This is a genomic window from Halobacteriovorax marinus SJ, from assembly GCF_000210915.2.
GTDB lineage: Bacteria > Bdellovibrionota > Bacteriovoracia > Bacteriovoracales > Bacteriovoracaceae > Halobacteriovorax > Halobacteriovorax marinus.
In genome coordinates this window covers 2,264,393-2,278,718 of the sequence record NC_016620.1, presented here as the reverse complement: position 1 = coordinate 2,278,718, position 14,326 = coordinate 2,264,393, and the positions used below count along the sequence as shown (strand labels likewise).

The following is a 14,326-nucleotide window of genomic DNA, read 5'->3' as shown; positions in this document are numbered from 1 at the left end:
TCAATAGTTTAAGACTGTCTAAAACGCTCGTTTTTTAGCTTGAGTAATTGAGTTTATCATTAAAAATACCGATAAGTTAAGTGGATTACAATATATGGAGGACCGTAATTACAAAGTATTATCTCGTACACAGATCAAATAAGGTTTTGAAATATTGTGATATTTTCGAAATCGTCGAGTTTGTTGAGGCCGAAGAGCTCAATGGGCAGAGTTATATTTTTGATCTTAGAGTAAGGGAGTGGATACTAGTAAAAGATATTAAAGTTCTTCAAGATACAAACTATCAATTCAAAGAAGCTGCCAAACGAGATAAACCAAGCTTCACTCCTCCTCATAAATTACCAGCTGGTGAGTTCACTAATCAAAGAGATTGTGACTATGAATATTTACTAGCGCATATGAAAAAGTCTGCTGTTGCAGAGTCTTCGAGCTTTGTTGAAGAGGAGAGTGTCAGTAATATCTTAGAGGTGACTTTAGAAAGTGAAAGAGTCCAAAGAGCTCAATTAGAGAAGGATCTTAGTGGTCTTCGCTATGTTAATCAAGACTTTGAAGAGATTATAAATTCTCTGAGAATAGAAAATAAGTCACTCAATCAAGAGCTAATTACAATTGAAAAGCAGCATGTTGATACTCTCGCAAATATGGATGCAATCTTAGAGAATCATAAGAAAGAAAACTTAGCTCTTGTCTCTGAACAAAGTAATGAGATAAAAAGGCTTCAAGCATTTGAAAGAGAGAATTTCCAAATCATTGAAAAGAATAAATCTTTAGCTTACGCCTTAAAAGTTGAGAAGGAACAGAGAGAAGAGCTAAAGAGCTTGTTACAAAGAAGAGATGAACATTCCCACAGAGAAACGCACTCAGAGCAACTCTTATCAAAGGCCATGGATTACTTTCTACATGGTCCTAGCGGTGGTGAGAAAGAGCTCTTAGAGAAGAAGATTGCTCTACTTACTAAAGAACTAAAAGAACAAGAGAATTTCTATAATTTAAAGTTACAAAAACTCAAGCGAAGTCACAGTGAAGATATAGCAGAGAAAGAAAATGTACACTCTAAAGACCTAGGGGATATTGATAGTATCTCAAGACAAAGAGATGACTTTGAATATAAGTATAAAAATATTTTAGATGAAAATGCTATTCTTATTCAAAAACTTGAAGACTTAGAAAGCATTCAAAAAATCCATAGTCAGGAAAATAGTGACAGTGGAGAGTTTAAGGATAAATACATTCATCTCGCCAACAAGCATAAGAAGCTAGAGAAAGAGTTTTCAACTCTAGAGGCTAAACTACTTGCACAAAAAGATAAGAAAGAGAATAGAGATGATAGTGCGACTAAGTATCTTAAAGATGAGCTGATAGTTGCTAGAGAAGAGATTAATAAACTTAAAAATAGAGTGCAGGACTTACTTGTAAAAAATGAAGAACTTAATGAGTCTAGTGAAGAAAGTAATAGCGAGACACTTAAGCATAATCAGTTAATTTCAAACTTAAGATCAGACAATAAGCAGTTAATTGAAAAGTATCATGAATTAAAAGAGAGAACTGCTAAGTATAAGGTTGCGTATAACGAATTGAGTGATTCTTACAAGAAATTAAAGCAGGAGTTTAAAGAGAGAAATGCTAAGTTCTCTAAGATGACTGCTAAGACCGATGCTATTATTGAATCATTAAAGGCCAAGGTTGACGGAGCAAAAGATAATTACTCTAAAAAGGTTCAAGAGCTTGAAGAAGTTAAGGACCGTGAAGCTACTCTTATGATCAAGATCGAAGAGTTCAAAAAGGTTGAAGAAGAGAATCAGATCATTCAATTAAATACTTCTAAGGAAGAAGAGGATGAAGAACTTAATCGCTTAATTGGTGATGCTTTTGAAGTCTCAAATGAATGTTACTGGATGATTCAAAGAGATGGTGAAGAACCATCAGGGCCTTATAACTTTTCAGAAGTTTATCATATGAAAATTAATGGAGAGCTAGATGTAGGAGTAAAGATCAAGAAAGGAAATGATCTTTATAAAGCTAAGGCAGATATATTTGAATTATCTGTACCTGTTTCAACCCACGGCAGCGGTGAAAATATTCGCTACTTCATTAAGAGATCTTCAATGCGAGTGCCATTCTATGAAATGATTACTTTTGAAATCAATGGTGAAGAATATAAGGGTTACTGTACAAGTTTAAGTGTTGGTGGAATCTTCTTAGAGCTTAATAAGTTAGATGAAGACTTTGCAGTTGATAAGAAGGGAAGGCTTCTCTTTTCTGCAGGAGCATTAGATAATCCTTTCCATTGTGTCGCGCAGATAAAAAATATCTCCGATTCTCGCCCTAAGGGGATTGGACTCATGTTCGTTGACCTTCCTGAGCAGGCCCAGGAAGATATTTCTTTCTATATCAATAATTATCTCAATAAAACTAAGCAAGCATCGTAGGGAAATCTAAAATTTGGACAAAAAAAATCCCAATATAGATTGGGATAGCTTTTTCTAATTTGTAGGTAGACTTGGTGCCCCAGGCGGGACTTGAACCCGCACGACCTAGTGGTCCCGGGATTTTAAATCCCGTATGTCTACCAATTTCATCACCGGGGCGAAATTGTAAAGACAAGATTACCAGAGTATTTTGAAATGTCTAGCCAAAGATTGCAAAAAAATGAGTAACTTGAAAGCTAAGAACAGTGTGTTAAAATTAAATACGTCAAACAATATTAGGATAGGGAAGTTCTAAATGAAAAAGACATTTCTTCTATGTCTCATGATTTTTATTTCGGCATGTGCAAAACACACCAAGAAGATTGAGCCAGTAGTAGCGAAGCCTGCATGGATGGCCACATCTAAACTTTATAACGATAGAAGCCAGGACGGGGAGTTTCTCATTCACCCTTTCTTCGACCTCGTTCCTTTTTCCTCTAAAACAGATAATTCGATTAATTTTGTTATGACAACTCCTATTGGCTCACTGAGTAAATACGAGTTGGACTTGCGCTCAGGGAAGTTGCTTAGGACTCATAATTTCTGCGATCAAAAAGACGTATGGAAAAAGTACTCTGGCACTCTATCGCGTCCACCTTATAGTGAAGGTTTTATTCCAAGGCTCTTAGATCAACTTGGAACACAACAAAAAATTATTGTTTTTGGTAAGCAGAGATATTTTCAAAAATTTGAAATAACTCCTACTAAGTCTCAGCGAGTGAGAGTGGTTGGTGGCGTGCTATTACAGTACTGTGCAACTTATCCATGCAAGGGGTTTAATCGTTGGCAGTCGAGGCTCCTACTTATTGGAGTTAATCCAATGGACCCTACACTCTCTAAAGTTCGCTCAATCAATCATTTAAAAACATTGGTTGATTGGGGTGAGGCCAGTGCTTTTATGCAGAATTCAAATGGTAGAAAGCTCTCTGGAAGTGAGCCTATGCCGAGCTATAGAATAATTGGAAATATTGGTCCAAAAGAAGCTTTTAAGATCGCTCTAGATAAAGGACATCTCTTTAAGTTTAAGGAAATGAAAACCATAAGAAATAGCTGTCACTCTCTCTATGATTATATTTGGAAGACTATAACGGCAATAAGAAATCATGATAAAATTAAGGCCGGTAAGGCGAAGGCCACGTCACGTACGAGACAGAAAATTGTTGCTAAATCAGATACCTTTAGTGGCAATGTTATTGATGCTGAAAGAAATGAAGTACCACGCGAGCAGGTAGAGCAAAAGGCCCTAGAGATTAGTGATTTCTCCATCTTCTTCAAGCACTTCTACGTAAAGTACAAAGATAGATACAAGACTTGCCAGAAGTTTGTTCGAGATACCAGTATAAATACTAATAAAGAGAGAATGTGGTTCTTTAGCTACCTCACTTCTTTCTTTAATACAGAAGACTCCGGCTATATATACTCATGTTCTAGAAAGGCATGGATGAAGAATCCAATGACAAGTGCAGGAACAAGGCTCTATTCATTCAATAAGAGAATGAAGAGTTGTACGACTTCTGAGTTAGACATGGCATTTGATATGAGTATAAATATTCAGTCAGGGCTTAGTAGCTCCTTTCAAGATCATTACCGCTTTATTCAATACGATCATGGTGGAGGCGGTAGTCACCAGAAGATCTATTCATGGGTAAGAGATAAGGGAGACGGTTATGTCTGTGACCAAGAAAGACGCAGAGAGTTGTCGATCTTTCCTCAAGACATTACTTGGAAGAACTTCGGCAATTACGTAAAAGGTTCGAGGGATATTATCGTTCAATAGACATGTTTACTTTTACCACTTATCTTCTTAAAATAATTGAATAATGAATTTTAAGGAGCCTAGGTGGTAAATAAATCTGGGTTAAGGTTTGATGAGCTTCAGTCCAGTGAAGGGATTGAGCGACTCGCGTTAACGACAAGAGCTAGTACATTTATTGAAAGATTCCACAATTGGGTGAATACACACTCAACAGTGCCTTTTACTTTTGCAACGGCTTGTTGCTCCAGTGAGTATTACTCTATTTTCGATGATCAATATCCAGAAGATAATTTCTTTCCTGAAAGAGTAGAGGCACAAAATAGTGATCTACTCATCATTAGTGGGTCAGTTAATCTGAAGACCTACCCATTGCTAAAAGATATTTATAAAGAAATGCCAAAGGATAAGTGGGTAGTGGTCATCGGAGCTTGTCCTATGAGTGGAGGTCCATTCTCTTCTTTTAATATAGTACCCGATATCTCTAAAGATATTCCTGTTGATATATTCATTCCAGGTTGCCCTCCAAGTCCTAAAGAAATTGCTCATGGGATGTCTTTATTAAAAGAGCGTATGAGAAAAGGAGTGAGGGCCAATGAGCATTAGAAACGAGCTCTCCTTAACTTTTAATGAAGGACTTTGTGAGAGAAGTGGAGTTACAACTTTAATCCTAGACGAATCCAAGGATTTAAAGAGTACTTTAAAAAAATTAAAAGAAACTTTCGGCTTTATCATGCTCTTAGATATTATTGCTATTGATAACTCCAAGAAGGAGAATGCTACTAAGCGCTTTCAATTAAGCTATTTTCTTTTAAATATGGAAGAACATTTTAGGCTTCAAGTTATTTTAAACTTTGATAATGACCGACAAGAAATTCTCCCAAGTGCGAGTGATATTTGGACCAATGCCCATTGGTGCGAACGAGAGATTTGGGAGATGTTTGGTATTTCCTTTGGACCAGATAGCGAGCATCGATTGCTTACGCCTAAGGAAATAATTGGCTTCCCCCTAAGAAAGGACTTTCAACTAGAGATAGATGAAGATTATAAAAGTAGAGAATTTTCATTTTCAAAGAATTTATCTCTCCCAAAATATAAAGAGAATCTACTTGAGACTATTTCCATAGGTCCAATTCACCCTGAATTTAAGGGGTCTATGAAAATGAATTTCGAAGTAGAAGGCGATTTTATTTTACGCTCAAACTTTGAAGTAGGTTATCTACATCGCGGAATCGAGAAAACTTGTGAGCAGAGAATTTATGCCCAGATTCCTTCTCTGATTGAAAAATTAAATTTCTTCTCTAGTGCGGCCAACTCTGTCGGTTGGTGTAAGGCCGTTGAAGAGTTGTCCCAGATTGATATACCAGACAAAGCCAAGGCCATACGAATGGTTCTTTGTGAATTTGCACGTGTCTCTGATCACGCTCAATGTCTTGCCTCTATGGTTAAGTCGACAGGGATCTTTGAAGGTGTTCAAATTTGTCGAAAAATAAGTAATAAAGTAGCGAATTTATTTTCTGCACTAAATGGTTCAACTAAAGGGAGCTATCTTAATTCTATTGGTGGATTAAACTTTGAGCTTCCGGTAGGTTGGATTAATGATTGCTTAGATGAGTTAAAGTCTATTTTGTCTTTGAGTAATGAGCTTTCAATGCATTTAAATAGAGCTGACTTTTGGAAAGAAAGGCTACAAACAGCTCCGCTTAACGCGTATGAGGCCATTGACTTGGGAGTAAGTGGACCTAACTTGCGCTCATGCGGCGTTAATTACGATATAAGAAAGGTGAGTCCTTATTACTTCTATGAAGATGTAGACTTCGATATACCTCTGGGAATAAACGGTGATAGTTATGACCGCTTCTTAGTACGTGTCGAAGAAATTAGACAGTCCCTAAGAATTATCTCTCAAGTTTTAGATAGCTTGCCTGCCGGACAAGTCCGTGTAGATAAGGAATACCTTCAATGCAATACTTTAAACTTTAAAGTTCAAGAGAAGAGTATCTATTCAATGATTGAAGCCGTTAATGGAGAGTTAGGATTCTATATCGAATCTGATGGTTCTAATTGTCCTTACCGAGTAAAGATTAAAGCACCTTCTTTTTCAAGTGCTCAGGCGTTTTCTAGAATGCTGCCTGGAACGAGATTGGAAGATTGCATGGTATCTCTCTCTTCTATGAATATAGTGCTAGGGGAGTTGGATAGATGATTCTTGAACGCGAGTTATATAAATCAATTAGTACCACTAGAGCGATTACTAAATCTTTGAGAATCTTTTTGATGAACTCCGTAAAAGCAGTTTTTTCAAATAAGAGCAGTGAAAAGGTTCATGAAAATTCTAGAGGTTTACCAGAGCTCGTTAATACTAATAGTTGCGGCACTTGTTCAGATTGTATTTCGGTTTGTCCTACAACGGCCCTAGAGGCAACTCATAAGAATGATAAATTAGAACATCTCTTTTTAGACGTAAGAAAGTGCATCTTCTGTGGTCTTTGTGAAGAGGTTTGTTCTCCAAGTATATTAACTCTCACTGATCAGCGACCATTATCATCCCATGGAGAGTCGAGCTGGACAATTGATTTACTTCAAGCAAAATGAGCCAATTAAAACTCTCTATAATCTTTTCTGTTTTTAATGAATTGAGTTTAGATTTATTAAAGAAAAATTTAGAACAATTATCTACTCTCTCTAATATTGAATTAATCTTCGTTGATGGTGGAAGTACAGATGGTACGCTAGAGCTTCTTGACCAATATGATGTATTAGTCATTAGAACCACTCAAAAGTCTCGTGCTGAGAGATTGAATATTGGAATTCTTGAATCTAAGTGTGATTTAGTCCTTCTTCATCATCCTAGAAGTATTCTAGACTTAAGAGGGATTCAACACTTAATAGAAAATAAAAATAGCCTTTCATGGGGAGGCTTCTATCATCAATTCATTGAGGAGCACCCTCTCCTAAAATTCACCTCTTGGTATTCAAATGAAGTGAGAGGAAAGCTTCGATCAATTATATACTTGGATCACTGTATCTTCTTTAAGAAGACTCTCTCTTTAAATCCATGTATTGATAATGTTGTTATTTTTGAAGATACAATATTGAGTCAAAAGTTAAACAAGATATGTCCAGCTACAATTCTTCCTTTTACCAGCAAGACTTCTGCAATTCGTTTTAATAAGAATGGGATCTATCGACAGTTACTTTTAAATATCGTTATGAAGATTTGTTTTGCGCTTAAGGTCTCTGACGAGACGATGAATAAAGTTTATGAAAGAGGCCTAGGTCTCAATACTAAGTATTAAAGTCTGGCTTTATCAAAGCATCCATATTTAATTGAGAAATCCTTTGCATAAATTCACTTCTAGAAATCTCTTTTCCACCCATAGATTTAATTACAGGTGTCACCATTTGAGTGTCGAGCCACTCTATACCTTTTGCTTTTAAGAATTCAATAAGAGTGTAGAGGGCCAACTTGGATGCATTATCTTCGATATGATACATGGATTCTCCGGAGATGAAATTGCTAATGCAAGTTCCATAGAGTCCTCCAACCATTCTTTTAACTCCGTCCTTATAGAGGTAAGTTTCCACACTATAGGCGTAGCCTTCTCGGTGAAGATTTATATAGCTATCAATAATTTGGTCAGTAATCCAAGTTCCGGCCTGATCTTTTCTCTTGGCCATTGCACAGTTCATAATGACTGACTCAAAGTTTTGATTGAATTCAACCTTCATATTTGTTCGTGCAAGGAATTTTTTAAAACTCTTAGAGACGTGGAAGTCTTTAAGGTCAATAACACCACGAGGGTCCGGGGCGAACCACGCTAGTGGAAAGTCAATTGATATAGGCCAAGGGAAAATACCACTCTGATAGGCCTTTAAAAGAGACTTAACTTCAAGATCTCCGCCAATGGCGAGAAGACCATTTTCGTCTGCTTGATCTATTGGAGGGAAATTAAGAATTGTCACTATCCATTGCCTCGATTAAGCATGCGGAAATGGCCGCACCTATACTTAAGGTTGTTTGTGGCTCAGGGTGATTTACATGGTCTGCACATACTAGAGGTGCAATTTCTACCATATCAGCGCCTGTGATTTTAAATTCTTTAGCAAGTTCTTTAATTATTGATATAGATTGTTCTGGATTTAGTCCGCCTGGTTCAGGTGTTCCTGTGGCACTGGCATAAGTTTCATCTAGGGCATCAATATCAAAGCTAACATAGAGTTCATCAATCTCTTCTTTCTTTAGGAAATTTAGAATTCTCTTTGCAATACTCCTAGCGCCCTCTTTATTTATTTCGCTGGCCCAAAATTGCTGAACACCAAATGTATTTTCCCAATGTGAGCGATCTTTTCCACTTGATCTAATTCCTAGCTGTATTAAGCACTCAGGAGAGTCTAGAAAGGGAAGAATGTGCGTACACCAACTACCAAAGCAAATATCGATTCCTAGTCTTTCAACGAGTAGGTCTGTATGGGCATCAAAGTGTATGATTGCGGCCTTGATTCCTTGCTTCTTCTTTGCTCTTAAATAACTCTTTACAAGCGGATAACTCACAGAGTGATCTCCACCAATTGAAAATAGCTTTTTCTTTGGAAAATTTTCAAATAATTGGTCGCAGAATTCTTCAGTAAGACTTAGTGCACTCACTGGGTGTTCAGAATCACCATTATCGTAGAGGGCCTTTCTACAATTCTCTATTGTTTTATCATTGAGATACTTATCGTGTAGCAGATGGGGGATGACTCTAATATCTCCGATATCTTTATAGTTGAGCTCAGGATGTTCCTCAAGAAGAGTATTTCTAAGAAAGAGGGGTCCCCAATTTGCTCCTCTTTGAATGCCGCCACCTGTATCACTACAAACTCCCAAAAGAAGAGGAGATGAGCTCTCTAAATTCTCTTCAATTGAGTCTTTCCAAAGTTGCTCAATATTTGCGGTTGTTTTATAGAGAGCTTGATGGAGTTTATCCTTTCTCTCTTTTGCAGTATTGACTGTGAAGACTCCATTACCTGGAGGACATAGTAAGCTCTTCGTTGTATCGATTATATTTTTACTCATATTTATTCCTAAAATATTTAAATTAAAAAGTTCTCTCTTATTCGATTTTGTAAAAGTGCAGCTTGGTTTTCTCTTTCAAAATCCTCTCTTGAAGGTGAAGAAAAATAGCTCTCTAATATTTTACATTCAAATTTAATTATATCGAAATTAAGTGAATTATGCACTCCTGCGATGTGGGATGTTGGAGAAATATTATCTAAGTCACTGAATTCGCCTCTTGAATAGGGCTCTTTTTCAAAGACATCTAGATAGGCGAAAGATTCTTTATTTAGTTTTAAAAAATCAATGAGTGCATTTTGATCAATGATCTTCCCCCTTGCCCCATTGATAATAAGAGCGCTACTGTCGAGAGCATCTAGAAAACTCTTATCAATGAATGCTTTACTTTTAGGGTTTAAACTTGCACATACAAGAACTACCTGTGCTCCATTATTATCTAATTCAGTATATCCCTTATAGGGATCATAAATTAAAGGACTGGCCCCAAGACTTTTTAGAATGGAGGTGACTTTCTCTCCAATATGGCCATGACCGATGACTAGAATCTTTAGGTTTTCTGGAAGTATTCGATTCCAAGTTCTTGTGCTGTCCCACTCTTTTGAAGAACTCAATTTATTTAAGTGCTTTAGTAGGCATGAGATTGTGTAGTTAACCACGGCATTCATTCTAATCTCATTACCTATAATTATTGGACATGGAGAATTTTGAACGATATCGAGATGAAAATTATCATACCCTGAGTTTGGGTGAATAATGAGTTTTGTCTTTTCGTTTAAATCTAGAGAATCAATATCACTATAGCTATTTGTAATAAGAATATGATCACGACTTGGGTTAACTTCACTTTGGTAGCTAACTGGAAATTTTGATTCTAACTCTTCTTTTTCTCTTTGATGGAAATCCTCCCCTTGGTAAGAGGAGGTATTTAGTCTGATTATATCTATTTTATTTGAAGTATCCATTGTGAGACTCTCTATAGTTCTCGGCCGAATTGTAGACCTTTCTTTCATAGACAGTTTTACATTGTCTATATTGTATACGTCTACTTCTTCTACTAGAAGATCTAAGAGAGTTAGAGAATACCGTCTTACATCGATAGTCTTTCTTGTGAAAAGCCTTCTTATGAGGTCCACTTCTCTCTGGATCAATGGCAAAACCTATATTCTTTGCGAGATCCTCAATCTTACCTTCAATAAGTGTTCCTCGCTTCTTTGACCAATAATTTAGAACAAAATTAATTGGTGTATTATCATAGAACGCAAGCTCAGCTAAATTATCTGGCGAGATTGTCGGTCTTCCCAGTATGTAGACTGTCGGCCAATTTATCTTACCGTAAGCAAAGAAGAGAAGTTCTGAGCAAACAATTTTATCAGTAGTCTCTACATCGAAATTGAAGTCATACTTCTTTCCAATTTGATCTAGTGCTCTTTTATATACTTGTTGCATCTCTTCATAGTCATAGTGAATCGTGTCTTGTCTAAGTATGGCAATCTCGTCTATTTCTAAAAATTTCTCCATCGTTGTAAGGCCAACACCTGGTCTAATCGCCTCAACAATAATCTCACCATTTTGAATATTCTTTTGATACGGTCTTATGATAGGGCTATCCCAAAGTCCTATTTCTTTTAGTTGTTCTTCTGTCCCTAAGTAGAGAGCCGCGTGACCAAAGTGCCCAGGGATAAAAGTATCTGTTAGGGCAAAGGGAGTTTTCTCAAAGAGAAGATCTAGAGGCCTGAGCTCTTTTAAAAGTTTTTCTTTAACAATATTGTCTTTGTAGAAGTTTCCGTGACGCCATCTTACTTTACCCACAAGGTTTCCAAAGACACCACTTATAACATTTGTAACTTTCCCAAAGAAATTTGCAAGTGTATCTGTAATAGTAAAATTTGAAATTTTAATTGTATCCTTTGACAAGATACTTGTGACAGCACCGTCTTCTTCAATTTGATCAATGAGCTGCTGTACTTCATAATTCATATCTATATTGAACTTCAGAAGGGAATCTCTCATTGTCATATACTTTTTGAAGAACTTCTTCGCTGTTTTCCTATTATCCTTTTCTAAGATATGGGCAATCGTTACTTTGAGTTCTTCAATTTTTTGACCTGAATTCTCTTTGGTTATAAAGAGGTTCTTAATGATCTTTCTTAAATTGAGGTGCATATAATAGTTTAGATAATTCTGGTAAAAACTATTGTAGAGCTTTGAATAAGTCGCTAGCCAAATTAGGTCTCTTCCAATGGCCAATTGATCTTCACCCTCAAGAAAGTCATCTAGATCTCTAGGCTTTGCGTAGGTGTTTAGCTCACTTATCTTTACACTAATGCCGTGGTAAATATTGATGAGGGTAGACATCTGATAGACTTCTTCTCCATTGATGACTCTAGCATTGGAGAGACTACTTCTGAGTTTATCAGCGAGGTGAGCAGAGACACCATCTACTCTTTTTAGTAGATAGTTAAAAGTTTCAAGAGTAATCCTGTTTTTTATAAAGCTCTGTAGGTCATTACCACGTTCAACTTCGAGCTTTCCAATAGCGCCAGCACTAAAGCGGTAGAGATCATCTGGATTCTCTATGTCTTTAAGTAGCTGTTTATTGGCATAAACCGAGTGCAAGAGACCAAAAACAATTAGAATCTTGAATAGTTTTACCCCTTTCATATAAAATCCCCCTATAATGGCAGTATTTATATGAAATTTGAAAACAGAGCGTCAATGCAGTGTGTAAAGAGTAGCCACTAATAAAAGCCTGAAATTAGGTTAAAGTCATTGACTTAAGTTCGTTCAGTTATTAAAAAGCAATTAAGCATAAGCAGTTAAAAAGGAAATACCCATGATATCAATAAAGTCATCGAGAGAAATTGAACTGATGAGAGCAACTAGTAAGTTAGCGTCTCAAACACTTGAGTTTATAGCACCTCATGTTGTACCGGGTGTTTCGACAGAAGAGCTTAATAAATTATGCCATGACTATATCTTAGAGCATGGGGCCTATCCTTCTCCTTTAAATTATCACGGTTTTCCAAAGTCTATTTGTACTTCAAAGAATGAAGTCATTTGTCATGGAATCCCGTCTAAGAAAGATGTATTAAAGGACGGAGATATTTTAAATATTGATGTCACAACTTATTTGAATAAATTCCACGGCGATACTAATAAGACCTTTCTAGTAGGAGAGGTATCACCGGAAGTTAAGAAATTAGTTGAAGTTACATATATGTGTATGCGTGAAGGAATCAACCAAGTTCGCCCTGGAGCGCATATCGGTGATATCGGAGCAGTTATTCAAGAAATTGCTCACGGTCATGGTTACTCTGTAGTGGAGGAGTATTGTGGTCATGGAATTGGAAGAGAATTTCACGAAGAGCCACAAGTTGTTCACGTCGGTCGCAAAGGGACTGGTCCAGAGATCAAGCCTGGCATGACGTTTACAATTGAGCCAATGATCAATCTTGGCAATAGACACTGCAAAGTCTTAAAAGATAATTGGACAGTTATTACAAAAGACAAGAAGTGGTCAGCACAATTTGAACATACAATTCTATGTACAGATGAAGGTCACGATATACTAACTCTTAGATCAGATGAAGAGAAAGAATTTAGCCTTTAATGGGACAATTTAATCAGAGACCTTTTCTCATTTCTTCGCAGGCGAGTACGTTATTTAATGGAGAGAAGTTCTGTGTATTTCTGGACATAAATAATAAGTCTCGCTTAGAGGGAATGTTCTTTGAGTGCCCAAGTGATCATATTTATTTTCCATATTTTAATTCCTTAGCAGAAAAATTAGAGAGATGCCCTTTAAGTAAAGTGGAAGAGAAGCTCTCTCAGTGGCTAGGAGAGCATGAGAGTTTTTTTAAAACTCAATTTCTCAATCTCCCTAACTTTCTTTTGATGAGGGCCTTTAGCGAATACACTGGTGCAGACTTTAATATTGAGTCCCTCGCTGGAGATGTGAGTGATAAGTTAATTTGTCGCTGCTTCGGTGTCTTTGAGTCTCAAATTCGTGACTACGTTCTAGCTAATGAATCCGCATCAGTTTTAGATATTGCAGATAACCTCAAGGCCACTATTGGTTGTGGAAGTTGCATGGACGATGTGGGCGAGGTTCTTCTACGTGTTAAAAATCAAGGAAGTCTTGCAAGTGGAGAGAGTCGTCTCGATAGTGAGTTTAATAGTGATGGAACTCGCATCATGCCCATGGGACTTAATCCGAGTGACTTTGTGTTAAAGATAGATGAGCTTAAGAGAAAGTGGATTAAAGAGCAGGAGCTTCAACGCTATCAATTAGAAATCGTTGGAATTAAGGGCCATAATATTTTCTTTAATATAGAGCCTCAAGATAATAGAGATTATATACTGCAAACTTTTAAAGAGTATGTTGAGAGTAAGTTGAATCTAGCTCTTCGTTTTGACTTTACTGTCTAACTTCTTTTGCTTCTTATCGCACTCATCATAGATGGCATTGAGATACTTGAGTTTAGTGAAAATGCCTTCAATAGATTTCTTATCTTTAATCAACTCTTTTAAATTTAGATCTTCTCTTAGATATTGAAACTTTCTAGTGAATTCATAGAGCTTTGGAATATTCTCTCTTAGGCAGTGAGGATACTTTGTTTGAGTTTGTATCAGTGCCAGAAATTGAAAGAAGATTTGTGGAGTCTCTGTGATAAAGGCCTGGTAACCACTTTTATAAAGTGCGGCTATATTTTGATCCTCATGACTTACTTGCTTAAAAATATCTTCTTCGTATAAGAGAATACCTCTAAGTAGACCAATCGAAGGAGGGAACTCTCTTATTTCACAGATTTCTCGGTAAAACTTATCTTTGAGTCTAAACTCGCCGGCCGAAGCCGCTTCGTTGATAAAGTGTTGGTTGAGAAAGTAATGAGGCCCAGTTCTCTTAGTGCTATGAAGGGAAAGTTCCTCTTGCCCAAGACAGTAGAGGAGGTCTTTATTTCTCTCCTTGCCCTGTACTCCAAGGGATAGAACTAGAATGAATAGGGACAGTAGGTATTTCAAACTCTCTCTCTTTGCCAAAAACAT

Annotated in this window: 13 protein-coding genes and 1 tRNA gene; 8 read left to right on the top strand and 6 right to left on the bottom strand. The window is 36.7% G+C overall.

All coding sequences use genetic code 11. The features are described 5' to 3' along the window. Positions 1-146: 146 nt before the first annotated feature. Complete coding sequence (locus BMS_RS10695) at positions 147-2,429, top strand: PilZ domain-containing protein (RefSeq protein WP_044557525.1); 2,283 nt, start codon at positions 147-149, stop codon at positions 2,427-2,429. Between the two features lie 72 nt (positions 2,430-2,501). Here BMS_RS10695 and BMS_RS10690 read toward each other — a convergent pair. After that, positions 2,502-2,588, bottom strand: a tRNA-Leu gene (locus tag BMS_RS10690). A gap of 136 nt (positions 2,589-2,724) precedes the next feature. Between BMS_RS10690 and BMS_RS10685 the strand changes: the two genes are divergently transcribed. From BMS_RS10685 to BMS_RS17415, 5 genes are all read left to right on the top strand, one after another. Beyond that, complete coding sequence (locus tag BMS_RS10685) at positions 2,725-4,245, top strand: hypothetical protein (protein WP_014244831.1); 1,521 nt, start codon at positions 2,725-2,727, stop codon at positions 4,243-4,245. Between the two features lie 63 nt (positions 4,246-4,308). Then, the gene (locus BMS_RS10680) at positions 4,309-4,827 is read left to right on the top strand and encodes an NADH-quinone oxidoreductase subunit B (protein WP_014244830.1); all 519 of its coding nucleotides are present in this window, start codon (positions 4,309-4,311) and stop codon (positions 4,825-4,827) included. After that, on the top strand, positions 4,817-6,427 hold the full coding sequence (locus BMS_RS10675; RefSeq protein WP_014244829.1) for an NADH-quinone oxidoreductase subunit D-related protein: 1,611 nt from the start codon (positions 4,817-4,819) through the stop codon (positions 6,425-6,427). The genes BMS_RS10680 and BMS_RS10675 overlap by 11 nt, the downstream gene beginning before the upstream one ends. Next, positions 6,424-6,816, top strand: coding sequence for a 4Fe-4S dicluster domain-containing protein (locus tag BMS_RS10670; protein ID WP_014244828.1), 393 nt, complete (start codon positions 6,424-6,426; stop codon positions 6,814-6,816). The genes BMS_RS10675 and BMS_RS10670 overlap by 4 nt, the downstream gene beginning before the upstream one ends. Further along, a complete protein-coding gene (locus BMS_RS17415; RefSeq protein WP_014244827.1) occupies positions 6,813-7,520 on the top strand; it encodes a glycosyltransferase in 708 nt (235 codons plus the stop codon). Before BMS_RS10670 ends, BMS_RS17415 begins: the two co-directional genes overlap by 4 nt. Here BMS_RS17415 and BMS_RS10660 read toward each other — a convergent pair. From BMS_RS10660 to BMS_RS17030, 4 genes are read right to left on the bottom strand one after another with little or no spacing between them, the layout of a single operon-like run. Then, positions 7,510-8,187: a leucyl/phenylalanyl-tRNA--protein transferase gene (locus tag BMS_RS10660; protein WP_014244826.1), complete on the bottom strand. Its 678-nt coding sequence runs from the start codon at positions 8,185-8,187 to the stop codon at positions 7,510-7,512. The genes BMS_RS17415 and BMS_RS10660 overlap by 11 nt on opposite strands. Further along, positions 8,174-9,280, bottom strand: a complete 1,107-nt coding sequence (locus BMS_RS10655; protein WP_014244825.1) for an arginase family protein — start codon at positions 9,278-9,280, stop codon at positions 8,174-8,176. The genes BMS_RS10660 and BMS_RS10655 overlap by 14 nt, the downstream gene beginning before the upstream one ends. 17 nt (positions 9,281-9,297) lie before the next feature. After that, entirely contained in the window at positions 9,298-10,242 is a 945-nt protein-coding gene (locus BMS_RS17035) for an NAD(P)-dependent oxidoreductase (RefSeq protein ID WP_014244824.1), read from the bottom strand. Beyond that, on the bottom strand, positions 10,226-11,941 hold the full coding sequence (locus tag BMS_RS17030; protein ID WP_014244823.1) for a YiiX/YebB-like N1pC/P60 family cysteine hydrolase: 1,716 nt from the start codon (positions 11,939-11,941) through the stop codon (positions 10,226-10,228). Before BMS_RS17030 ends, BMS_RS17035 begins: the two co-directional genes overlap by 17 nt. A 172-nt stretch (positions 11,942-12,113) precedes the next feature. Here BMS_RS17030 and map point away from each other — a divergent pair, with 172 nt between their 5' ends. Further along, positions 12,114-12,890, top strand: a complete 777-nt coding sequence (map, locus tag BMS_RS10640) for a type I methionyl aminopeptidase (protein ID WP_014244822.1) — start codon at positions 12,114-12,116, stop codon at positions 12,888-12,890. Further along, entirely contained in the window at positions 12,890-13,708 is an 819-nt protein-coding gene (locus BMS_RS10635; RefSeq protein ID WP_014244821.1) for a (2Fe-2S)-binding protein, read from the top strand. The genes map and BMS_RS10635 overlap by 1 nt, the downstream gene beginning before the upstream one ends. Here the strand turns inward: BMS_RS10635 and BMS_RS10630 are convergent. After that, positions 13,679-14,302, bottom strand: coding sequence for a hypothetical protein (locus tag BMS_RS10630; protein WP_157868277.1), 624 nt, complete (start codon positions 14,300-14,302; stop codon positions 13,679-13,681). The two genes, BMS_RS10635 and BMS_RS10630, sit on opposite strands and share 30 nt — an antisense overlap. Between the last annotated feature and the right edge of the window lie 24 nt (positions 14,303-14,326).